Origin of the sequence: Streptomyces sp. Mut1 (assembly GCF_030719295.1) — a bacterium.
GTDB classification, from domain to species: Bacteria; Actinomycetota; Actinomycetes; order Streptomycetales; family Streptomycetaceae; genus Streptomyces; species Streptomyces castrisilvae.
Genome location: NZ_CP120997.1, coordinates 4080821 through 4101666 on the forward strand (window position 1 = coordinate 4080821; position 20846 = coordinate 4101666).

Consider the following 20846-nt stretch of genomic DNA (forward strand, 5'->3'; position numbering starts at 1 on the left):
GGTACGGCGATTGCTACCGTCGGTTCCGCAACCCACCGACCCCACTCGCCGGAACAGAAGGATCTCCCTGATGCATGATGCCCGCGCCCTGATTGACATGGGTGCCGAAGCGGTTCGTCGGCTCGCTCGTCGCGGTTACTCGCTGGACCTGGCCGCGCTGGAGGACCTCCAGTCCCGGCGGAACCAGAACATCCGCTCGGCCGACGAGCTGCGGGCGGAGTCGAAGCGGGTGGCGAGCGAGGTCCAGCAGACGGCCAGGCAGGGCGGTGACATCACCAAGCTGAAGGAGCGGGCCCGCGAGCTGAAGGACGAGATCCGGGCGATCGAGGCCGGGCAGGAGCAGGTGGTGGAGCAGTTGCGCGACCTCCTCCTCAGCATCCCGAACCTCCCGTCCGACGCGGCCCCGGACGGCTCCACCGACGAGGACGCGGTCGAGGTCAGGCGCGTGGGCACGCCGCCCGTGTTCTCCTTCGAGCCGAAGGACCACGTCGACATCGGCGAGGCCACCGGCATCCTCGACTTCGCTCGGGCGACCAAGCTGTCCGGCCCCCGCTTCGCGGTCACGCGCGGCGCGGGCGCGGCCCTGGAACGCGCCCTGGCGACCCTCTTCCTCGACCTGCACACCCGCCGCCACGGGTACGTCGAGCACGCCGTCCCGTACCTGGTCACCCGCAGGACCATGACCGGCACCGGACAGCTCCCGAAGTTCGAGGAGGACCTGTTCAGGACGGGGGTGGCCGACCGTGAGCTGTTCCTGATCCCCACGGCCGAGGTCCCGCTGACCAACCTCTACGCCGACGAGATCATCCCGCCCGCCGAACTGCCCCTGGCCCTCACCGCGCACACTCCGTGCTTCCGGTCCGAGGCCGGCTCGTACGGCCGGGACACCCGGGGGCTGATCCGGCAGCACCAGTTCTCCAAGGTCGAGATGGTGCGGATCGTCGACCCGGAGCGAGCCGGCGCCGAACTGGAGAACATGGTCGGGCACGCCGAGGCCTGCCTGAGGGAACTCGGCCTCGCCTACCGCGTCGTCACCCTCGCGGCCGGCGACACGGGCTTCTCCGCCCGCCTCACGTACGACATCGAGGTCTGGATCCCGAGCCAGAACACCTACCGCGAGATCTCCTCGGTCTCCGACTTCGGCACCTTCCAGGCCCGCCGCGCCAACATCCGCACCCGGGGCGAGGACGGCAAGCCGAAGCTCGTCGCCACCCTCAACGGCTCCGGCCTCCCCATCGGCCGCACCCTGGCCGCCCTCCTGGAGCAGTGCCAGCAGGAGGACGGCTCCCTGGTCCTGCCGGAGGCTCTGGCGCCGTACCTCGGCTTCCGCCGTATCGCCGCCGACGGGACACCGGAGGCGTAACGCGGTGTACGGAGCAGGCCGCAGAGCCTGCTCCGTACACCGGGAAGCGGCCGTGCCCCGTACGCCGGGGCGCGGCCCACCCGCTCAGCTGCTCAGCCACACCTCGCTCGTGGCGATCTTCTCCAGCTCGGCGAGGGTCAGGGCGGGGGCCTCGCGGGTGGCGGCCTCGCTCTGGCTCGCCGAGTTGAAGGCGGAGATCACCACGCGCAGACCGTCGGGGCGGACCGTGTCGACCTCCGACACCACCACGCCGGCGCCGCCCTTCTCGCCCGGCCCCTGCCGGGTGGAGACCCTCGTACCGTCGGCCAGGACCTTCACGTCGGCGCCGGAGACGTCGCTCGCCTCCATCCCCGGCTGGACGTTGATCTGCACGAAGCTCCTGCCCCGGCCGTCGTCGACCACGAGGTACGCGTACTCCGTCTCCTGCTTCCCGGAGGCCTTCACCGACAGGCGCCCGGGGAGCTGCGCGGTCAGCTTGCTCAGGATCTTGTCGCCGCTCATGCCCTGCGGGGGCTGTGCCTGAGGCGGCTCATCGGGCTCGGGCAGGGCCCGGAGGACCGGCAGCCACGCATCGGACCGCACCAGGGTCTTCAGCCGGTCCAGGGACAGCGGCGGGGTGGACCGGCTGACCGGCTCGCCCTTCTCCGCGGGCGCGTTCCACTCGTACACCGAGATCCGGTAGCCCTCGGGCGTCAGCAGGTCCGCGTACCACCACTTGGTCTCCTCGCGGCGGTCCGGGTACTCCCAGCCCTTGAACAGCACGAGGCGCGAGCCGTCGTCCAGCGAGGTGGCGGAGCAGGACTCGAACTGCGTCAGGTTCTTGTCGGGGCAGACCATGTCGCCCTCCTGCGGCTCCTGGCCGGGGTACTGCCGTTCGAGGTTCACCGAAACGGCGGCCTTCCCGTGCCCGTCGTCGTACACGACGGAGGCGCCCGCGCGCTCCTCGGGCGGGACGGAGCCGCCGTCCCCCTGCTCGGTGAGCTTCGCCTCGGGCAGCAGCCCCTGAAGGGCCCCGAACACCTTGTTCTTGGCGGAGGACCCCCCGGACGCCTTCGTCCGCGTGCCGACGGCCACCTTGTTGCCGTCGTCCTTCGAGGCGCCGATCCCCCCGGTGACGTACGACCCGCCGAGCCCGATCAGGGCCAGCGCCGCGACGCTTCCGCTCACCATCGCGCCGCGCCGCATCACGCGCCGGCGCCGCCCGCGCACGACCCCGCCGTCCACGAGGGGCCGGCCCGCCGGGGAGAACCCCTCCCCGGCCTGCTTCATCGCCTCGACGAGCCCGTCCTCGAAGGCGTCCCGGTCCTGCTGAGCCCTGTTTTCGGACATGCCGACCACCACCACCGTCCTGTTTGAAGAGTGAGAAAAGAGTGAAGAGCGACGAAAGGTGCGAGGGCGTGCTCAGCGCGCCGTCAGTTCACCGATGCTGCTGCCGAGTTGCTCACGGAGCCGGGCGAGCGCCCGGGTGCTGCGCGTGCGTACGGCCGCCGAGCTGACGTGCAGCGCGTCCGCGGTCTCGGTCACCGACCGGTCCTCCCAGTAACGGAGCACGATCACGGCCCGGTCCTTGGGCGGCAGCCCCCGCAGCGCGTCGAGAAGAGTCATGCGCAGCGCCGAGTCCCCCGGGTCACGGTCCGCCCGGTCCGGCAGCGTGTCACTCGGCCGTTCCCCCGCGGACCTGCGCCGCCTGTGCCCGAGGTAGCACCGTACGAGCACGGTCTGCGCGTACGCCGCCGGATTGCCGAGCCGTGTCACGCGCCCCCACACCGCGTACATCCGCCCGAGCGTGTCCTGCACCAGGTCCTCGGCGAAGTGTGTGTCCCCGCCGGTCAGCAGACACGCCGAACGAAACAGCGGCCCCATGCGTGCCTCCGCGAACTCGCGGAAGACACCCTCCTCGGACTGCCTCATCCGCCACCCCCTTTCACCACACCCTTCTAGATGCGGCGGCGGCCGGGAAATGTTTCATCCCGGCCGCGGTCCGGCGTGAACCGGGGCGCGGGGCGGGGCGCGGGGCGGGACGCCACGGCGGTGCAACAAATCTGCGAATTGCGAAATTCAGCAATTCATTACATGCTGCTGGCACGGCTGTGCCGCGGTCGTGCGGGACCCGCGGGCGCGGCGTCGAGTGAAGCCCGTGTCCGACGGGGTGGCGAAGGGGGTCCGTGACCGTGCCGGTTGTGCTGTGTCAGGCCGAGGCCGAGTTCTTCCGGATGCTTGGGCGCCCCGTGCGGATACGGGTCGCGGGGCGGTCGCGGGGGGACCGGACGCCGGTCCGTGACGTACCGGCGGCGCGGCGGAACGAGTGGTCCGCCCGCCTGTTCCCCGAACCGCGGGAAGCCGAGGTCTCGGTCCGGTGAACGTGCTGCTTGCCCGGTCCTGGGGCCGGGCGCGGTCCCTGCTGCCCGCCCGCGCGGACTTCGCCGTCATGGCCCGCAACCCGCGCCGCGACCTGCTCGCCGGCCTCACCGTGGCGATCGTGGCGCTGCCGCTCGCGCTCGGCTTCGGGGTCTCCTCCGGCCTGGGCGCCGAGGCCGGACTGGCGACCGCCGTCGTGGCCGGTGCGCTCGCGGCGCTCTTCGGCGGCTCCAACCTCCAGGTGTCCGGGCCGACCGGCGCGATGACGGTGGTGCTGGTGCCGATCGTCGCGCGGTACGGGCCGGGCGGGGTGCTGACGGTCGGGCTGATGGCCGGTGTGCTGCTCATCGCGCTGGCCCTGCTGAAGGCCGGCCGGTACATGCGGTACATCCCGGCGCCGGTGGTGGAGGGCTTCACCCTCGGCATCGCGTGCGTGATCGGCCTGCAACAGGTCCCGAACGCCCTCGGGGTCGCCAAACCCGAGGGCGAGGCGGTCCTGGCGGTGACCTGGCGGGCCGTGGCGGAGTTCGTACGGACCCCGAACTGGACCGCCGCGGCCCTGGCCCTGTCCGTGGCGGCCGTGATGCTGCTCGGGACCCGGTGGCGGCCCACCGTCCCGTTCTCGATCGTCGGCGTCGTCGCCGCGACGCTGGCCGCCCAGCTCTTCCACCTGGACGCGGCGCCCCCGATCGGCGACCTGCCGTCCGGGCTGCCCGCGCCGTCGCTCGGCTTCCTCGACCTGTCCGCGCTGAGCTCGCTGCTCGCCCCGGCCGTGGCGGTCGCCGCGCTCGCGGCCCTGGAGTCGCTGCTTTCGGCCACGGTCGCGGACGGCATGACGGTGGGCCAGAAGCACGACCCGGACAAGGAGCTGTTCGGGCAGGGCATCGCCAACCTGGCCGCCCCGCTGTTCGGCGGTGTGCCCGCCACCGCGGCCATCGCCCGTACCGCCGTCAACGTGCGCAGCGGCGCGGGCTCCCGCCTGGCCTCCCTGACCCACGCCGCCGTCCTCGCGGCGATCGTGTTCGCCGCCGCCCCGCTCGTCTCGAAGATCCCGCTGGCCGCGCTCGCCGGGGTACTGCTGGCCACCGCGATCCGCATGGTCGAGGTCGGCGCGCTGCGGGCGATGGTCCGGGCGACCCGCTCGGACGCGATCGTGCTGGTGCTGACCGCCGTGGCCACGCTCGCCCTCGACCTCGTCTACGCGGTCGTCATCGGCCTGGTCGTCGCCGGCGCCCTGGCGCTGCGGGCGGTCGCCCGCCACGCGCGCATGGACCAGGTCGACTTCACGGCCGACCTGCCGGGCGAGCACAGCGAGGAGGAGCACGCGCTGCTGGCCGAGCACATCGTCGCCTACCGCATCGACGGGCCGGTGTTCTTCGCCGGCGCCCACCGCTTCCTCCTGGAGCTGTCCGAGGTCGCCGACGTCCGCGTGGTGATCCTTCGGATGTCCCGGATCACGACGATGGACGCCACCGGGGCCCTGGTCCTCAAGGACGCCGTGGAGAAGCTGAACCGGCGGGGCATCGCCGTACTGACCTCCGGCATCCGCCCCGGCCAGCGGCGCGCCCTCGCGTCGGTCGGCGCGCTGGACCTGCTGCGCCGGGAGGGCCGCGAGTACGCCACCACCCCGGAGGCGATCGCCGGCGCCCGCGCCCACCTCCACCGGGCCGGGCTCCTCCCCGCCGCCCCCGTCAACGAAGAGGTTCCCTGATGCCCACCCTCGTTCCCCGCCGTACGACCGGGCTGCCCGGCACCGGGGTACCGCGGCCGCTCGGCACCGGGGCCGCCCGGTGAGCGGCACGCGACGAGAGGCTCTTCCGCTGCGGCACGTACTGACCCTGCCCACGCTGGGCTCGGCGGTACGGATCGCGCGTGAGACCACCGAACAGGTCCTGGCCGAGTGGGGCGTCAGCAGGCTTCACCCCACGATCGGTCCGGCGCTGCTGATCCTGTCCGAGCTGGTCACCAACAGCGTCCGGCACGCCGCCGTGCTCTCGCCGAACGTGACCGTGATCTACGCGGCCGGCCCCGACACGTTCGCGTTCGCCGTGCACGACCGGCACCCGTATCAGCCCCCGCTCTTCTCGACGATCACGCATACGAGCGGCGGGGGGCTGGGCACCGTCCTGGAACTCACCCTCGGCCTCGGCGGCACCGCCGTCACCCGGGGCGACGCGGACGGCAAGGGGAAGAGCATCTGGATCACCCTCCCGCTGTGAGCGGTCCGCGCACCGGGCCGGGACAGCAGCCGCGACAGACGAATGAACCGCACACGAACCATCGAGCAAGGAATCACCATGGCCGACATCAGCGACGTGAACGAGACTCTGCCGCCGTGCCCGGAGTGCTCCGGCGTGTACACCTACGAGATGGGCGCGCTCCTGGTCTGCCCCGAGTGCGGCCACGAGTGGTCGGCCGCCACGTCCGCCGAACCCGCGGGCGGTGCCGGGGACGACGGGGTGATCCGGGACGCGGTGGGTAACGTACTCGCCGACGGCGACACGGTCACGGTGACCAGAACCCTGAAGGTCAAGGGCAGTCCGAGCGGTATCAAGGCCGGCACCAAGGTGCGCAACATCCGGCTGGTGGACGGTGTGGACGGGCACGACATCGACTGCAGGGTCGAGGGGTTCGGCCCCATGCAGCTGAAGTCGAGCGTGGTCAGGAAGGCCTGACCGGACGTGGCGATTCCCGGGGGCACGGCCTCCGCACGGGGGCGCGATGATGTTCCCATGGTGAAGAGTTCTGAGGGGGATGTGATGCGCGGTACCCGCACGCCCACGACCGTCCGGCGACCGGGCCGGCCGGCGGACCGGCGCGGAGCGGGGGCCGGCCGGTGAGCGCCCCGCTGTACCAGCTGAAAGCGGAGTTCTTCAAAACCCTCGGCCACCCCGTACGCATCCGCGTACTGGAACTCCTCAGCCTGCGCGAGCACGCCGTCTCCGAGATGCTGTCCGAGATCGGCGTCGAAGCGGCCCATCTCTCCCAGCAGCTCGCCGTTCTGCGCCGGGCCAACCTGGTCGTCCCCCGCCGCGAGGGCTCCGCCGTCTACTACCGGCTGACCAATCCGCAGGTGGCGGAGTTGCTGCGGGTGGCGCGGACCATCCTGTCCGGCGTGCTGTCGGGCCAGGCCGAACTGCTGGCCGACCTCCGGGCCGCCGAACCCGGCACCGCGCCCGAGCGGCACGGGCAGTCACCCCGGTGAACGGCGGCGGGGGCCCCTCTCCCGCCCGCGCGCCCGTCGGCTACTTGTCGGCGTGCCCGCCCACGTAGAACAGCACCCAGACGAATCCCGCGAAGAGATGCGTGCCGAAGATGTAGATGGACGCCCGCAGGACGACGCCCTTCTCCTTCCACGCCTCGGTCTCCCGCCCCCGGTCCTGGGAGGCGGCCGAATCCTGACCGTCGTCGCTCACGCCGAGCCCTTCGTCGTCGTTCTTCCGGCGCCCCCGCATCACGGCGCGGACGTTTCGATGTCGGAACCGTGCAGATGGGCCAACAAGTCCTGCTGCCCCGCCAGCATCACGGTCAGAACCTTCCGGGCGGCCCGCATCAGCTCGGCCACGTCCCCGCCCGCCAGCTGGTACACGACGGTGGAACTCTCCCGGGTGGAGGACACGATCCCGGAGCGGCGCAGAACCGCGAGCTGCTGGGAGAGGTTCGAGGGCTCGATCCCGATCGCGGCGAGCAGGTCACGCACCGGCATGGGCCCGTCCTGAAGCAGCTCCAGCACCCGGATTCGGACCGGATGCCCGAGCATCCGGAAGAACTCCGCCTTCGCCTGGTACAGAGGCACTGCCACCGCGCTCACGCCCACCTCGTCTTCATCCCGCCCAGTTGGTCAACTCGGCAACTGACGAATTGCAGAACTCGTCAAGTCTAGACGACGCGGCTCGCCGCGTCCGTCAGCCGGGGGTCGCGAAGCCGGTGCTGAGCAGACGGACGCTCCGCGTGAACTTCTCGTCCTGGCTCGGGCGCGGCATGGACGGGTTCATGAGCAGGGGGAACCGCTCGCACAGTTCGGCGTAGCGCTCGGCGGTGACGGGCGGTGACGGGCGGTGGCGCGGCGGGCTGGTTCTGCTCCTGGAGCACGAAACCGGTGATGTGGCTGAGCAGGGTGTCGGCGGCGATGGCGCAGTGGCCGGCGGGCAGGCCGGCGTCGAGGAGGGTGCGCAGCAGGCGTTCCATCAGGGAGAGGGCGCCGGTGCTGAGCGTGCCGGGGCTCTCGGCGAGGAGCTGGGCACCGCCGGGGTGCTGCTTGATGCTCAGGCGCAGGGCGGTGGCCTGGGCCGCGATGCGGTCCTGCCAGGTGGCGGTGGGCGCTGATGGTCATGATGGTCAACTGCGGACTCGGCGTGGCCGGCCGCGACACCCTGCGTACGCGGCCGTTGCCCTGGGCGGCGATCGGCCTGACCGCGATCGCCGTCGGCGGTGTCCTGCTCCAGCTGCTCTGGTCCGGTGCCATGGACGCTCTGGACGCCGACCCGGCCGAGTCCGGCTGGTGGCGCGAGTTCACCTCAGTGTTCATGCAGAACGGCGGCCTCTTCGGCGGTCTGTGGAACCTCCTCACCCTGGCCGCCGTCGCCGCGCTCGCCCAGTGGTACTGGGGCGGCCCGCTCACCCTCACCTTCTTCCTCGCCGGCATCCTGCTGCCCGGCCGCCTGGACGCCCTGCTCGGCTTCGGCGACGGCCCCAGTGCCGACCCCCGCAACTTCGCGGGCAGCTCCGGCGCCACCTACTTCCTGGGCGCCACCCTCGCCCTCGCCCTCCTCACCCGCACCCGCCTGCCCAAGGAAGTCGCCCTGGCGGCCGGAGTCCCGGCGCTCGGCCTCGCGATGTGGCTGGCCCAGGACAACGGCCACGGCCTGGTGGCCGTCTACGGCTTCGCCCTCGGCGCGGTGGTGTGGGCGGTGCGCAGCCGGGTGGCCCGCCCGGCGGCCGGCCGTACGGTCTGAACCGCGACGCGCGCGCTCCGGCGCCGGGTGGCGCCCCGGATGCCCGGTACGTCCGGGTGCCGGATGCCCCCCGTGGCCGGCGGTCCGAGCGGCTATCCGGCGCCTCCGCGTTCCGATAGCGGCCGGATAGAACGGCGGGCAGGGGCGGATAGGCGGTCCGGGAAGAGTGGCCTCTGCCAGGCCGCCCCCGCCCAGATCGTGAGGACTCGAAGATGATCCAAACCCGACCGCGCCCGGTGCCCGAGGAGGTGACGTCCTCGGATGCCGTAAGGCTCAGCTCTGTCGTGAAGCGGTTCACCGATTCCAAGGGAGAGCGGTTCACCGCCGTCGACGGCATCGACTTGCGCATCCGGCGGGGTGAGATCGTGGCCTTCCTCGGACCGAACGGCGCAGGCAAGACGACCACCATCGACATGCTTCTCGGGCTGACGCGGCCCGACGAGGGCTCGGTGCGGCTGTTCGGACGCGAACCCCGGCAGGCGGTGCGTTCCGGGCAGGTCGCCGCGGTCCTCCAGACGGGCGGGCTGCTGCCCGACCTGAGCGTCGAGGCCACCGTACGGATGCTGGGCTCGCTGCACCCCCGCGCCGACATCGACGCGGTGCTGTCCCGGGCCGGACTCGACCAGCTGCGCCGCCGCCGCGTCGCGGAGTGCTCCGGCGGCGAGCAGCAGCGGCTGCGGTTCGCCCTCGCCCTGCTCTCCGGGCCCGAGCTGCTGGTGCTCGACGAGCCGACGGCCGGCATGGACGTCGTCGCCCGCCGGGACTTCTGGGCCACGGTCCGTGAGGACGCGGAGCGCGGCATGACGGTCATGTTCGCCACCCACTACATGGAGGAGGCGGACCGGTTCGCCGACCGGGTGGTGATGATCGACAGCGGCCGTGTCGTCGTCGACGGCCAGGTGTCCGACGTGCGGTCCGCTCTCAGCGGGCGCACCGTGTCGGCGCGGATCGCCGAGCAGAGCGCGGCCGCCCTCGCCCAGTCCCCGCTGGTCCGCTCGTGCGAGCCGCGCGGCGGGCGGTACCACTTCGACACCACCGACTCCGACGCGCTGCTGCGCCTGCTGATCGAGCAGACATCCGCCACCGACATCGAGGTCACCCCGCGCAGCCTCGAAGAGGCCTTCATGACCCTCACCCACCACAGCCGTACCGAAGGGGGCACCCGATGAGCTCCGCCTCGGCCACCCACGAGGTGCGGACCTCGCCGTTCAGCGGCGTCAACCCCGTCTTCATCGGCTACGAACTGCGCCGCCGCTTCAACCGGCAGACCACGATCTTCACGCTGCTGCTGCCGGCCGTCCTCTATCTGGCGCTGTTCCGTACCGAACCCGACAACGCCACCCTCCCGCACGGCAACTTCGCCGCCTGGATGATGACCGGCATCGCCGTGTACGGAGCGGCGACCGCGGCGGTCAGCTCGGCGGCCACCATCTCCGTGGAGAAGGCGTCCGGCTGGATGCGCACCATGGCGCTCAGCCCGCTGGCGCCTCCCGGCTACCTCTTCGTCAAGGTGCTGTCCTCCGTGATCATGGCGGCGGTGCCGGTGGCCGTCGTGGGGGTGCTCGGTGTGTTCACCGGGGTGGAGGCCACGTCCACGGTGTGGGTGACGTCCCTGCTGGTGGCCTGGCTCGGCGCGGCCGTCTTCGCCGCCCTCGGCATCACGCTGGGGCTCGCTCTCAAGCCCGACACCGTGATGCACATGCCGGGCCTGACCATGACCGCGCTCGCCTTCCTCGGCAACCTCTTCATCCCGCTCTCCGGCACCATGCTGGAGATCTCCCGCTACTCGCCGATGTTCGGCGTCTCCACGCTCGCCCGCTACAGCCTGACCGAGGGCTACTCGTTCAGCGGTGAGCACTCCAGCCTCGCGATGGCGGTCGTCAACACCGTCGCCTGGTTCGCGGCCTTCTCCTTCATGGCCGTACGCCGCTTCCGCAAGAGCACCGGCCGCAACTGAGACCCGCGCCGGCGCCGCCCCGCACGGCACGACACCGGGCCCCGCACCGGTCAACGACAGCTCTACGAAAGGAGATTCGAACTCATGTACGCATTCGTTGTGCCGGGGCAGGGCTCCCAGACCCCGGGCATGCTGGCCGGCTGGCTGCGCGACCCGGTGTACGCCGAGCGGCTGCGCGCCTGGTCCGAGGCCGCCGATGTGGACCTCGTGCACCTCGGCGGCAAGGCGCCGGCCGCGGAGATCGCCCGTACCGAGAACACCCAGCCGCTGCTGGTCGCCGCCGGGCTGCTCGCCCATGAGGCGCTCAGCATGGCCGAGCCGGACGGCCCGCTGGTGGCCGCCGGGCACTCGGTCGGGGAGCTGGCCGCCGCGGTGTACGCCGGAGCGCTCACCCCCGCCGACGCCGTGCGGCTGGCCGCGGTGCGCGGCCGGGCGATGGCAGCGGCCTGTGCCGAGGTCCCCACCTCGATGGCGGCCGTGGTCGGCGGCGAGGAGGCCGACGTACTCGAACGCATCGGTGAACTCGGCCTGCACGCGGCCACGTTCAACGGCCCGGGACAGATCGTCGCGGCCGGGGCCACGGAGGACCTGGAGCGGCTCGTCGCCGCCCCGCCGCGCTCCGCCACGGTCAAACCGCTCCAGGTCGCCGGCGCCTTCCACACCCCGTACATGGAGTCCGCACGCCGGGCCGTCGCCGAGGCGGCCGAGCGGACCCCGTTCCGGCGGCCGACCGGGGCCCTCCTGTCGAACGCCGACGGTTCGGTCGTCCGCGAACCGGACGACATCCGCCGCCGCCTGGTCGAGCAGGTGGTCAAGCCGGTGCGCTGGGACCTGTGCATGGAGTCGCTCGGCCGGATCGCACCCGAGGTGACGGTCTGTCTGCCGCCCGCCCGCACCCTCGCGGGCATCTTCAAGCGCCGGCTTCCCGCGCTGGCCGTCATCTGCGTCACCACCCCCCGCGACCTCGACAAGGCGCGCACCCGGATCGGTGCCGCCCTCGCCTGGAAGGAGGACCTCGTCCATGCCGGTGTCTGAGCTGTTCGCCCGCGCCCGCGCCGAGCGCCCCGGGAACCTCGCCCTCGTCGACGCCACAGGACCACTGACCTACGCCGAGCTGGGCACCGAGACCGACCGGGCCGCCGGCTGGCTGCGCGGTCAGGGAGTGGGCCCGGGTGAGCGCGTCGTCTACGCCGGTGGCGGCGACCGCACCTTCCTCGCCCTCCTGTGGGCCGCGCTCCGCATCGGAGCGGTGTTCGTACCGGTGCACCCCGACCTCACGGACAGCCAGATCGACCACATCGTGCGGGACTGCACGGCCGCTCTCGCCGTCTGCCCGCCGGGCGCGGGTGACTCCGCCCGGAAGACCGTGGAGGTGGAGCGGGCCGCGCGGGAGATCGCGCACACGCCCGCCGACCACACCGCCGCCGAGGTCGCCGAGGACGACGTCGCCCTGCTGATCTACACCTCCGGCACCACCGGCCGCCCCAAGGGCGTCGTCTGCCCGCACCGGCAGATCCTCGCCGCGGTCCGCGCCGTCAACGCGGGGCTCGGCTACCGCGCCGACGACGTGGTGCTGTGCCGGCTGCCGCTCTCCTTCGACTACGGCCTCTACCAGGCCCTGCTGTGCACGCTGGCCGGCTCGGCCCTGGTGCTCACCAGCCGGGGCGGCGACGTCGGGCTGATCCGGGCGATCGAACGCCACGGCGTCACCGTCATCCCGCTGGTGCCCTCGCTCGCGCAGATCCTCGGCCTCTTGCAGAAGAAGCTGCGCCGGGCCACCGGGGTCCGGCTGTTCACCAACACCGGTGCCCGGCCCAGCCCCGCCGTGATGCGCGAACTGCTCGACGCCTTCCCGGGCTCCGTGTTCGCCTCGATGTACGGGATGACCGAGTGCAAGCGCATCTCGGTCCTGGACCCGGCGCTCTACGAACGGCACCCCGACTCGGTGGGCCGCGCCATCCCCGGAGTCCGGGTACGGATAGCCGGCCCGGACGGGGACACCCTGCCGCCGGGCGAGGTCGGCGAGATCGTCGTCCGGGGCGAGACCGTGATGGCCGGGTACTGGGGCGTGCCGCTGGAGCGGCAGAGCCGGTACGTGCGCCGTGACGACGGCTCCCTGGAGCTGCGCACCGGCGATCAGGGCCGGCTCGACGCCGACGGCCTGCTGTACTTCGTCGGCCGCGACGACGACGTGATCAAACGGCGCGGTGTGCGCATGGGCCTGTCGGAGATCGAACTCGCCGCCGAGCGCATCCCCGGCGTGTACGCCGCCGTCGCCCCGCGCCCCGCGGACGAGGACGCCCCGCTGCTGCTCGCCGTGCAGACGGATCTCGCCCCGCACGAGGTCCGCGCGGCTCTCGTCCGCCGGCTGGACCCGGCCCGTCGCCCCGACGGAATCGTCCCGCTCGACACCATGCCGCTGACCGCCAACGGCAAGCCCGACCGCGCCGCCGTCGCCCTGCTGCTCCACGCCGGGGCCGGCACCGCGCCCTCCGCAGCCGCTCCCACGGCTGCCACCACCGTCCCCGCCGCACTCACAGGGAGCTCCCATGGACCAGTCGCAGTTTGACCAGCTCGTAGAAGAGATATGCGCCGTGCAGGTCACCAGCTCCGAAGTGCCGCTCGTGGACCTCGGTGTGGACTCGCTCCACACCGTCGCCCTGGTGATGGCGGTCGAGGACAGATTCGACATCGAGCTGGACCCCGACGCGCTTGCCGACCTCTCGCTCACCTCGTCGGCCGGCCTGCTCGGGCTCGTGCACGAGCAGCTGGCGAGCGGCGCGAACGCGTTGTCGGGGAGCTGACCGCCATGTGGACCGATGTAAGACCCTCGCCCGAGATGCCGCAGCTCTTCGAACGGGGCGGTGACCTGATCTCGTTCGCCGGCGGCCTGCCGGACCTCGACCTGCTGCCCCTGAAGGAACTCTCCGAGCAGTTCGCCCGGCTGACCCGGATCGGCGGCCGGATCGCGCTCCAGTACAGCACCCCGCACGTGGCCAAGGCCCTCGTCCCCGCCATCACCGACCTGATGGCCCGCGAGGGCGGCAGCACCGGCGCCGCGAACCTGGTGCCCACCGCCGGATCGCAGATGGGGCTGCTGGCCCTGGGCCTCGGCCTCGCCTCACCGGGGGAGACCGTACTGTGCCAGACCCCCGCCTACCCGGGCGCGGCCACCGCCTTCCGTACGGCGGGACTGCGGCTGCACGGGGCTCCCGAGGACGCCGAAGGGCTCGACCCGCAGGGGCTGCGGGAGACCGTGGCCCGGCTGCGGGCCGACGGGCAGCAGGTACGGATGCTGTACTGCAACCCGACCTTCCAGAACCCCACGGGCGCCACCCTGTCCGTCGAGCGCCGCCACCAACTGGCGGACGCGGCAAGGGAACTGGGCCTGCTGATCGTCGAGGACAACCCCTACGGGCTGCTCGGCTTCGACGGCACCACGGTCCCCGCCCTCCAGGGCATCGACCCGGAGAACGTCGTCTACCTCGGCACCTTCTCCAAGGTCTTCGCCCCCGGGCTGCGCTGCGGCTGGATCGCCGCGCCCGAGCCGGTCGCTGAGCGGCTGCGCCGTACGACCGAGGTGATGGCGCTGTCGCCGTCGGCGTTCGCCCAGGCCGCGCTCGCCGCGTTCCACGCCCGCGGTGGCTGGGACAGCCTGATCGACGCCTACCGCGAGCGCTACCGGGAGCGGTGCGGTCTGATGGCCGACGCGCTGGAGGCGGAGCTGGGGACCGAGGGCCCCTGGCGGTGGCAGCGGCCGGAAGGCGGCTTCTACCTGTGGCTGCGGCACGAGGGCGGCGCCGACACCGGCCGCTTCGCGCACGCCGCGGCCGAGCGGGGCGTCTCCTTCGTCCCCGGCAGCCACTTCGGGCTCGACGGGGAGTGCGGCGACAGGCTGCGGCTCTGCTTCAGCAACGTCCCGCGCAAGCGCATCCCCGAGGGCGTCGCCCGGCTCGCCGCGGCGCTGCGAGGCGCGGAGGCCGGCACCGGAAGCGCTGCCGGCGCGGACCTCGACGCGGACCCCGGGAGGCGGGCCGCGTGACCAGCACCCGTGAAGCGCTGCGCGAGCACGACTGGGCCGACTTCCGGCCCACCCGGCGCCTCGGCGACAGCGAGTGGTACATGTGGGGCGTCGGACTGCTGCGCAGCGCGGGCTTCCCCGCCTCGGGGCTCGACCTGCTCGGCGGGCCGGCGGCCGCCGCCGCGGCCGACCGGGGGGACGCGGACGCCTTCACCGCCGCCTACCTCGCCGACAGCGCGGCCGAAACGCGTCGCCTGGCCGTCCTCGCCGGTGACGAGAAGGTCCGCACGGCCATCGCCTGGCAGAACCGCACCGTCTACCGCGTTCTCGACGCGCTCGCCGCCGGCACGGGCAAGGAGTCCAAGCGCAAGCAGCGGGAGCGCACCCTGGCCATGTACTGGCTGCGCTACTGCGCCAAGGCCGAGACCATCGGATTCTTCGGTCCGGCCGCCTGGATGTCCGTCGGGCGCGCGCCCGGGGGCCTCGCGGTGGACCACGGCGAGCGGCTGGTCGCGCGCAGCCGTACGTACTTCGAACGCTGGGCACTGGCCGCGGTCGCGGACTGGATGGTCGCCCAGCCCGGCGCCCGCTGGTGGTTCCCGCCGCTGCCGCGCCCCGACGTCCACCTCGACGGCGACCGGCTGCTGCTGCCGGGCGGACGCGTGACGCGGCTGCGCCCGGAGGACCGGCAGGTCCTCCGCCACGCGGATGGGGAGCGCAACGGAGCGGCGATCACCGAGGCCCTGGTCCGCGAGGACGGCTGGGACGCCGAGGGGGCACGCCCCCGCGTCGAGAAGATCCTGACCCGGCTGCTCAAGCAGCGCGTGCTGACCTGGGACGCCAACATCCCGGTCGACGTGCGCGCCGAGCGGATCCTGCGCCGGCGGGTCGCCGCCGTCGCCGACCCCGAGCTGTTCGTCCGCTTCGAGACCGTCCTCACCGGACTCGACCGGCACCGCGAGGCCATCGACGCCGCCACCGGCTCCGACGAACTCGCCGCCCGCCTGGACGAGTTGGACGCCTACTTCGTGCGGACGACCGGACTCGACGCGTCCCGCGACGAGGGCAAGGCGTACGCCGGACGCACCCTCTGCTACCAGGACGCGGTGCGCGACTGCCGGGTCGAGGTCGGCACCGGCTTCCTGGACGGGATCGCCCGGCCGCTGGCCCTGGTGGCCGACGCGGCGGACTGGTTCGGCAACCGCCTGGTGGAGCTGGTCGAGGCGGAGCTGGCCGGGTTCGTCCGGGCCGCCGCGCAGCGGCGCTCCCCCGTCACCCTCGCCGACGTGTGGCCACAGGTGCTCGGCCTGTTCTGGGGCGGCGACGCCGCCCGGCCGGTGCACACCGCGACGACGGAACTCGCCCGCAAGTGGCGTGAGGTCCTCGACCTCGATCCGGCCGGCACGGAGCCGGTCGCGCTGCGGGTGGACGACATCGAGCGGCGGGCGCGCGCCGTCTTCGCCACCGGACCCGTCCGCTCGCCCCATCTCGCCCTGCACAGCCCCGACCTCCAGGTGGTCCGGGAGCCGGACGGGGACCTGACCGTCGTCCTCGGCGAACTGCACGCCTGCCTCGCCACCTGCGACCTGCCGTTCCTCGACTGGACCAGTGACGCCGGCTCCCTGCGCGACAAGGTGAACACGGCGATCGGCGCGCCCCGTCTGGTGCCGCTGCTCCCGGTCGACTGGAAGCGCAACAGCGGCCGGATGGTGCCCGCGCCCATCGGCGAGGGCGACCGGCTCATCGGGTTCACCCGGGCGCCGTTCGACGACCGGTCCCGGATCGACCCGGCCGCCGCGACCACCCTGGCCGAGCGGGACGGCGCGGTCACCGCCACCACGCCCGACGGGCGCGAGTGGAGCATGGCCGAACTGCTCGCCGTCCCGGTGTCGATCATCGCCGCGGACGCCTTCAAGATCGGGCTCGACCAGCCGCACGCCCCGCGCGTCAGCCTCGACGGGCTCGTCCTGTTCCGGGAGACCTGGCGGGTGCCGGCCGGGGAGATCCTGCTCGCCGCCAAGCCCGACCGGGCGGGCGACTACCTGGCCGTACGGCGCTGGCTGCGCGCGGGCGGGCTGCCCGACCAGGCCTTCGTGAAGTTCCCCCAGGAGACCAAGCCGTCCCTGGTCGACTTCACCAGCCCCACCCTCGTGCTCTCCTTCGCCAACCTCGTCCGCCGCACCCGGCGCCTCGACGAGGACGCCACCGTGATCCTCAGCGAGCCGCTGCCGCATCCCCGGGACTCCTGGCTCACGGGGGCCGAGGGCGAGCGCTACGTCAGCGAACTCCGGCTCCAGATCAGCAGAAAGGTACCGGAATGACCGTGGCCCCCTCCGACGCGACGGCCCGCGCCGCCACCGCGGCCCGTCCTCGCGATCCGGACATCATCGCGACGATCGGCGCCACCCCGCTGGTCGCCCTCGACCGTCTCTTCCCGCCCGCGCTCTTCCAGGTCTACGGCAAGTGCGAGCGGTTCAACCCGGGCGGCTCCATCAAGGACCGCGCCGCCCGCTCCATGATCGAACACGCCCTGTCCACCGGGGTGCTGATGCCGGGCATCTCCACCGTCGTGGAGTCCTCGTCCGGCAACCTGGGCATCGCCCTGGCGCAGCTCTGCAACTTCTACCGGCTCGACCTGATCTGCGTCGCCGACCCGCGCACCACCGCCCAGAACACCGCGATCATGCGGGCGTACGGGGCGACGGTCGAGATCGTGGACCGCGACCCGGAGACCGGCGAGTACCTGCCGTCCCGGATCAGGCGGGTGCGGGAACTCCTGAACACCGTGCCCGACGCCTACTGGCCCAACCAGTACGGCAACGAGTACAACGCCCTTGCCCACCAGCACACCATGCGCGAGATCCACGAAGCGCTGTCACAGGCCCCCGACCACCTCTTCCTGGCCGCCGGCACCACCGGCACGCTGCGCGGCTGCGCCGAGTACATCGCCGCCGAGGACCTGCCCACCCAGGTGGTGGCGGTGGACGCGGTGGGCAGCGTGATCTTCGGCCCGCCCGAGTCCTGGGAGCGCCGGCACCGCCGCACCATCCCCGGGCACGGCGCGGCGGTCGTCCCGGCGCTGCTGCGCCCCGGTCTCGCGGACCGGGTGGTGAAGGTGACCGACCTGGACTGCGTGCGCGGCTGCCGCACCCTGCTGGCGAAGGAGTCGATCCTCGCCGGCGGTTCGTCCGGTGCCGTCATATCCGCGCTGATGGACGCCTCCTCCTGGATCACACCGGGTGCCACCTGCGTCGCGATCCTGCCCGACGGGGGCGACCGCTACCTCGACACGATCTACAGCGACTCCTGGGTCGAGTCCCGGTTCGGCTGACCGCCCCGCCCGCGACGCGTCACGCGTCCCCCAGTCCGTCTTCTCAACCCATCTTCCACGCAGAGGAATTGACCAGACATGAAAATCCTCGGTCGTGAGGACGTTGCCGCCGCGCTCAACGGCCTCGACCCCGCCGTGCTCGACGCCGTACGCACCGCGTACGTGCTGCACGGCCAGGGCCGCTCGGAGGTGCCGTACTCCGGGTTCCTGCGCCCGCCCGGCGACGACGGCTCCCGCATCATCTCGCTCCCCGCCTACCTGGGCGGCCCCGAGCCCGTCATGGGCCTGAAGTGGATCTCCTCGTTCCCGGCCAACGTCGAGCGGGGCCTGCAGCGTGCCTCGTCGGTGCAGATCCTCAACGACCTGAGCACCGGCTACCCGACCGCCGTCCTGGAGGCCAGCCAGATATCGGCCTCCCGGACCGCGGCGTCGGCCGCCCTCGCGAGCCGCACGCTGCACGGCGCCCGCCCGGTGCGCACGGCCGGGCTGATCGGCTGCGGCACCATCAACCGGCGCGTCCTGGACTTCCTGGTGCTGGTCCACCCCGAACTGCGCACGGTCACCGTCCAGGACGCGGTGCCCGGCCGCGCGGCCACCTTCGCCGCCCAACTGGCGGACGAACGCCCGGAGATCAGCTTCCTCGCCGGTGACGTGGACGACGCGCTGCGTGCCGCCACGGTCTCCGTCGCCACCACCGACTCCACCTACTGGCTCGACCTCGCCGCCCACCCCGACCGTCCCGGGCACCAGGTGATCCTGCACCTGTCGCTGCGCGACCTGAGCACCGAATCCGTCCTGAACGCCTACAACGTGGTCGACGACATCGAGCACGTGATGCGCGAACGGACCTCGCTGCACCGCGCCGAGCAGGAGGTGGGGCACCGCCGCTTCGTGAACGCCGAGATCGCCACGGCGCTCGGCCAGAGCGAGGAGCCGGCGACCGAGGGGACCATCGTCTTCTCGCCCTTCGGCCTCGGCATCCTCGACCTCGCCGTCGCCCGGACGATCCTCGCCGCGGCCACGCGGGACGGCATCGGCAGCGAGGCGGCCGGCTTCGATCCCGGACAGCACCGGGTCACCGCGGCCATGGCGGGAGGCACGGCATGAGCTTCCTGTTCCCCGAGGGCACCCGGGCCCTGGTCACCGGCGCCTCGCGCGGCATCGGCGCGGCCACCGCGCTGGCGCTCGCCGAGCACGGCTGCGACGTTGTCCTGAACTACCGCGCCAGCGCGGCCAAGGCGGAGACGGTCGCCGAGCAGATCCGCGCCCTGGGCCGCAAGGCCCTCCTCGTCCAGGCCGATGTCGGTGACGAGGCCCAGGTCATCGCGATGTTCAAGCGGATCCGCACCGAGTGGGGGCCGATCCAGGTCGCCGTCCTCAACTCCGGCGTGACCGCGGACGGCCATCTCGCGGCCATGAGCAGCGCCAAGTGGCAGGAGGTCATCGGCACCAACCTGACCGGTTCCTTCCTCACCGCCCGCGAGGCCACCAAGCAGATGTACGCGAGCGGTGGCTCCCTCGTCCTGATCGCCTCGACCAGCGGCATCGCGGGCCGGGCCGGCCAGGCCAACTACGCCGCCAGCAAGGGCGGAGTGATCTCCCTGGCCAAGACCCTCTCGTACGAGGTGGCGCCGCGCGGCATCCGCGTCAACGTCGTCGCCCCGGGGTTCATCGCCACCGACATGGTCAAGAAGGTCCCCCCGGCCCAGCTGAAGGAGGCCCTCCAGGTGATCCCGCTCGGCCGCACCGGCACCCCGGCCGAGGTCGCCCAGGCCGCCGTCTTCATGGCCTCGCCCGCCGCTTCGTACATCACCGGGAAGGTGCTGACCGTCGACGGCGGAATGATCCCCAACTGACCGTAATACCAACCGATCCACAGGAGAGACCCACTATGTCCACCGCCACCTTCGAGGACATCCGCACCCAGGCCGAGACCCGTCTCGACAAGAACATGAAGGTCAAGTCGATGATCATCGACCGGCTCGGCCTCGAAGTCGAGCCGGCCGTCGTCTCGGACAACCAGCCGCTGTTCGGCCGGGGCCTGGAGATGGACTCGCTGGACACGCTGGAGATCGTCGTCATGGTCAACAACGAGTTCGACGTGCTGATCAGCGACGACGACTTCGAGGCCTTCGGCTCCATCAACTCCCTGGTCGACTTCATCGAGGACCGGGAGACCGCCGCGTGAGCACCGCGACCACCACACTCCTCGAAGCGCCGGCGCCCGCGCCCGCGCGCAAGGCCCTGAGCTACTCGTCGGACGACATCAAGCAGATGCTGCCGCACCGCTGGCCGATGCTGATGATCGACCGGGCCTACGACGTCGTCCCGGGCGTCTCGGGGCGCGGCGTCAAGAGCGTCTCCGTCAACGAGCCGTTCTTCGCCGGGCACTACCCGGACCACTCGATCATGCCGGGCGTGATGATCGTCGAGTCGATGGCCCAGCTGGTCGCCGTCGTCTACGTCGCGGAGATCCTGGAGAACGCCGCGGGCACCGGAGCGGACGACGCCTCGCGAAGCGTCGGTTACCTCGGCTCCATCAGCAACATGAAGTTCTCCCGGCTCGTCGTCCCGGGCGACCAGCTGACGCTGGAGGCGCGGCTGGGGCAGCGCCTCGGCGGGCTGCGCCAGGTGAAGGTGCGGGCGACCGTCGGCTCCGAACTCGCCGCCGCCGGGACGCTCGTCGTCACCACCGGCCGCAAGGGCTGAACGCCCGCTCCCCCGGCAGCGAAACCCCGGCAACGAAACCCCGGCAACGAAACCTCAGCAACGAAACCTCAGCAACGAAACCTCAGCAACGAAACCTCAGCAACGAAACCTCAGCAACGAAACCGAACCACAGGACGACAGAAGGAGGTGTG

General features: G+C 72.3%; 23 protein-coding genes. 18 read left to right on the forward strand and 5 right to left on the reverse strand.

The window, feature by feature from the left end; genetic code table 11:
- Window positions 1-70: 70 nt before the first annotated feature.
- Window positions 71-1363, forward strand: coding sequence for a serine--tRNA ligase (gene serS / locus P8A18_RS17475; protein ID WP_306055754.1), 1293 nt, complete (start codon window positions 71-73; stop codon window positions 1361-1363).
- A gap of 84 nt (window positions 1364-1447) precedes the next feature.
- Here the strand turns inward: serS and P8A18_RS17480 are convergent, their stop codons facing one another.
- Entirely contained in the window at window positions 1448-2692 is a 1245-nt protein-coding gene (locus P8A18_RS17480; protein WP_306055755.1) for a hypothetical protein, read from the reverse strand.
- A 72-nt stretch (window positions 2693-2764) separates the two neighbouring features.
- Complete coding sequence (locus P8A18_RS17485) at window positions 2765-3274, reverse strand: SigE family RNA polymerase sigma factor (protein WP_306055756.1); 510 nt, start codon at window positions 3272-3274, stop codon at window positions 2765-2767.
- Between the two features lie 517 nt (window positions 3275-3791).
- Between P8A18_RS17485 and P8A18_RS17490 the strand changes: the two genes are divergently transcribed.
- From P8A18_RS17490 to P8A18_RS17505, 4 genes are all read left to right on the forward strand, one after another.
- Window positions 3792-5432, forward strand: a complete 1641-nt coding sequence (locus P8A18_RS17490) for a SulP family inorganic anion transporter (RefSeq protein ID WP_371933779.1) — start codon at window positions 3792-3794, stop codon at window positions 5430-5432.
- A 79-nt stretch (window positions 5433-5511) separates the two neighbouring features.
- Entirely contained in the window at window positions 5512-5940 is a 429-nt protein-coding gene (locus tag P8A18_RS17495; RefSeq protein WP_306055759.1) for an ATP-binding protein, read from the forward strand.
- A gap of 78 nt (window positions 5941-6018) precedes the next feature.
- Window positions 6019-6396, forward strand: coding sequence for a zinc ribbon domain-containing protein YjdM (locus P8A18_RS17500; RefSeq protein ID WP_306055760.1), 378 nt, complete (start codon window positions 6019-6021; stop codon window positions 6394-6396).
- Between the two features lie 161 nt (window positions 6397-6557).
- Window positions 6558-6926 (forward strand): ArsR/SmtB family transcription factor, encoded by a 369-nt coding sequence (locus P8A18_RS17505; RefSeq protein ID WP_306055761.1) that lies wholly within the window; start codon window positions 6558-6560, stop codon window positions 6924-6926.
- A gap of 40 nt (window positions 6927-6966) precedes the next feature.
- On the opposite strand, the gene P8A18_RS17510 is transcribed toward P8A18_RS17505, so the two are convergent.
- The 3 genes from P8A18_RS17510 to P8A18_RS34310 all read right to left on the reverse strand — a co-directional run bounded on the left by P8A18_RS17510 (window position 6967) and on the right by P8A18_RS34310 (window position 8017).
- Window positions 6967-7137 carry a DUF6126 family protein gene (locus P8A18_RS17510; RefSeq protein WP_306055763.1) on the reverse strand — a complete coding sequence of 57 codons (171 nt, stop codon included), beginning with the start codon at window positions 7135-7137 and terminating at the stop codon, window positions 6967-6969.
- 38 nt (window positions 7138-7175) lie between these two features.
- The gene (locus tag P8A18_RS17515) at window positions 7176-7523 is read right to left on the reverse strand and encodes an ArsR/SmtB family transcription factor (RefSeq protein ID WP_306055764.1); all 348 of its coding nucleotides are present in this window, start codon (window positions 7521-7523) and stop codon (window positions 7176-7178) included.
- Window positions 7524-7600: 77 nt separating this feature from the next.
- Window positions 7601-8017, reverse strand: coding sequence for a TetR/AcrR family transcriptional regulator C-terminal domain-containing protein (locus P8A18_RS34310; RefSeq protein ID WP_371933780.1), 417 nt, complete (start codon window positions 8015-8017; stop codon window positions 7601-7603).
- A 29-nt stretch (window positions 8018-8046) separates the two neighbouring features.
- On the opposite strand from P8A18_RS34310, the gene P8A18_RS17525 reads away from it, so the two are divergent.
- From P8A18_RS17525 to fabZ, 13 genes are all read left to right on the forward strand, one after another.
- A complete protein-coding gene (locus P8A18_RS17525) occupies window positions 8047-8676 on the forward strand; it encodes a hypothetical protein (RefSeq protein WP_306055767.1) in 630 nt (209 codons plus the stop codon).
- A 212-nt stretch (window positions 8677-8888) separates the two neighbouring features.
- Complete coding sequence (locus P8A18_RS17530; RefSeq protein WP_306055768.1) at window positions 8889-9845, forward strand: ABC transporter ATP-binding protein; 957 nt, start codon at window positions 8889-8891, stop codon at window positions 9843-9845.
- A complete protein-coding gene (locus P8A18_RS17535) occupies window positions 9842-10633 on the forward strand; it encodes an ABC transporter permease (protein WP_306055769.1) in 792 nt (263 codons plus the stop codon). Before P8A18_RS17530 ends, P8A18_RS17535 begins: the two co-directional genes overlap by 4 nt.
- An 84-nt stretch (window positions 10634-10717) precedes the next feature.
- Entirely contained in the window at window positions 10718-11668 is a 951-nt protein-coding gene (locus P8A18_RS17540; protein WP_306055770.1) for an ACP S-malonyltransferase, read from the forward strand.
- Window positions 11655-13202 (forward strand): class I adenylate-forming enzyme family protein, encoded by a 1548-nt coding sequence (locus P8A18_RS17545; RefSeq protein ID WP_306055772.1) that lies wholly within the window; start codon window positions 11655-11657, stop codon window positions 13200-13202. Before P8A18_RS17540 ends, P8A18_RS17545 begins: the two co-directional genes overlap by 14 nt.
- Window positions 13183-13437 carry a phosphopantetheine-binding protein gene (locus tag P8A18_RS17550; protein WP_018554081.1) on the forward strand — a complete coding sequence of 85 codons (255 nt, stop codon included), beginning with the start codon at window positions 13183-13185 and terminating at the stop codon, window positions 13435-13437. The genes P8A18_RS17545 and P8A18_RS17550 overlap by 20 nt, the downstream gene beginning before the upstream one ends.
- A gap of 5 nt (window positions 13438-13442) precedes the next feature.
- On the forward strand, window positions 13443-14675 hold the full coding sequence (locus P8A18_RS17555; RefSeq protein ID WP_306055773.1) for an aminotransferase-like domain-containing protein: 1233 nt from the start codon (window positions 13443-13445) through the stop codon (window positions 14673-14675).
- Entirely contained in the window at window positions 14672-16975 is a 2304-nt protein-coding gene (locus P8A18_RS17560) for a lantibiotic dehydratase (RefSeq protein WP_306055774.1), read from the forward strand. Before P8A18_RS17555 ends, P8A18_RS17560 begins: the two co-directional genes overlap by 4 nt.
- A complete protein-coding gene (gene sbnA / locus P8A18_RS17565) occupies window positions 16972-17985 on the forward strand; it encodes a 2,3-diaminopropionate biosynthesis protein SbnA (protein ID WP_306055776.1) in 1014 nt (337 codons plus the stop codon). Before P8A18_RS17560 ends, sbnA begins: the two co-directional genes overlap by 4 nt.
- Before the next feature lie 78 nt (window positions 17986-18063).
- Window positions 18064-19092: a 2,3-diaminopropionate biosynthesis protein SbnB gene (gene sbnB, locus P8A18_RS17570; protein WP_306055777.1), complete on the forward strand. Its 1029-nt coding sequence runs from the start codon at window positions 18064-18066 to the stop codon at window positions 19090-19092.
- Entirely contained in the window at window positions 19089-19841 is a 753-nt protein-coding gene (gene fabG, locus P8A18_RS17575; protein ID WP_306055779.1) for a 3-oxoacyl-ACP reductase FabG, read from the forward strand. Before sbnB ends, fabG begins: the two co-directional genes overlap by 4 nt.
- A 35-nt stretch (window positions 19842-19876) precedes the next feature.
- A complete protein-coding gene (locus P8A18_RS17580) occupies window positions 19877-20173 on the forward strand; it encodes an acyl carrier protein (protein WP_306055780.1) in 297 nt (98 codons plus the stop codon).
- A complete protein-coding gene (fabZ, locus tag P8A18_RS17585; protein WP_306055781.1) occupies window positions 20170-20694 on the forward strand; it encodes a 3-hydroxyacyl-ACP dehydratase FabZ in 525 nt (174 codons plus the stop codon). Before P8A18_RS17580 ends, fabZ begins: the two co-directional genes overlap by 4 nt.
- Window positions 20695-20846 lie beyond the last annotated feature (152 nt).

Excerpts from the sequence above, each read along its gene's own strand:
- serS (WP_306055754.1), top strand. The coding sequence starts at position 71 with ATGCATGATGCCCGCGCCCTGATTGACATGGGTGCCGAAGCGGTTCGT.
- P8A18_RS17480 (WP_306055755.1), bottom strand. The coding sequence starts at position 2,692 with ATGTCCGAAAACAGGGCTCAGCAGGACCGGGACGCCTTCGAGGACGGG.
- P8A18_RS17485 (WP_306055756.1), bottom strand. The coding sequence starts at position 3,274 with ATGAGGCAGTCCGAGGAGGGTGTCTTCCGCGAGTTCGCGGAGGCACGC.
- P8A18_RS17490 (WP_371933779.1), top strand. The coding sequence starts at position 3,792 with ATGGCCCGCAACCCGCGCCGCGACCTGCTCGCCGGCCTCACCGTGGCG.
- P8A18_RS17500 (WP_306055760.1), top strand. The coding sequence starts at position 6,019 with ATGGCCGACATCAGCGACGTGAACGAGACTCTGCCGCCGTGCCCGGAG.
- P8A18_RS17525 (WP_306055767.1), top strand. The coding sequence starts at position 8,047 with ATGGTCATGATGGTCAACTGCGGACTCGGCGTGGCCGGCCGCGACACC.
- P8A18_RS17530 (WP_306055768.1), top strand. The coding sequence starts at position 8,889 with ATGATCCAAACCCGACCGCGCCCGGTGCCCGAGGAGGTGACGTCCTCG.
- P8A18_RS17535 (WP_306055769.1), top strand. The coding sequence starts at position 9,842 with ATGAGCTCCGCCTCGGCCACCCACGAGGTGCGGACCTCGCCGTTCAGC.
- P8A18_RS17540 (WP_306055770.1), top strand. The coding sequence starts at position 10,718 with ATGTACGCATTCGTTGTGCCGGGGCAGGGCTCCCAGACCCCGGGCATG.
- P8A18_RS17545 (WP_306055772.1), top strand. The coding sequence starts at position 11,655 with ATGCCGGTGTCTGAGCTGTTCGCCCGCGCCCGCGCCGAGCGCCCCGGG.
- P8A18_RS17550 (WP_018554081.1), top strand. The coding sequence starts at position 13,183 with ATGGACCAGTCGCAGTTTGACCAGCTCGTAGAAGAGATATGCGCCGTG.
- P8A18_RS17555 (WP_306055773.1), top strand. The coding sequence starts at position 13,443 with ATGTGGACCGATGTAAGACCCTCGCCCGAGATGCCGCAGCTCTTCGAA.
- sbnA (WP_306055776.1), top strand. The coding sequence starts at position 16,972 with ATGACCGTGGCCCCCTCCGACGCGACGGCCCGCGCCGCCACCGCGGCC.
- sbnB (WP_306055777.1), top strand. The coding sequence starts at position 18,064 with ATGAAAATCCTCGGTCGTGAGGACGTTGCCGCCGCGCTCAACGGCCTC.
- fabG (WP_306055779.1), top strand. The coding sequence starts at position 19,089 with ATGAGCTTCCTGTTCCCCGAGGGCACCCGGGCCCTGGTCACCGGCGCC.
- P8A18_RS17580 (WP_306055780.1), top strand. The coding sequence starts at position 19,877 with ATGTCCACCGCCACCTTCGAGGACATCCGCACCCAGGCCGAGACCCGT.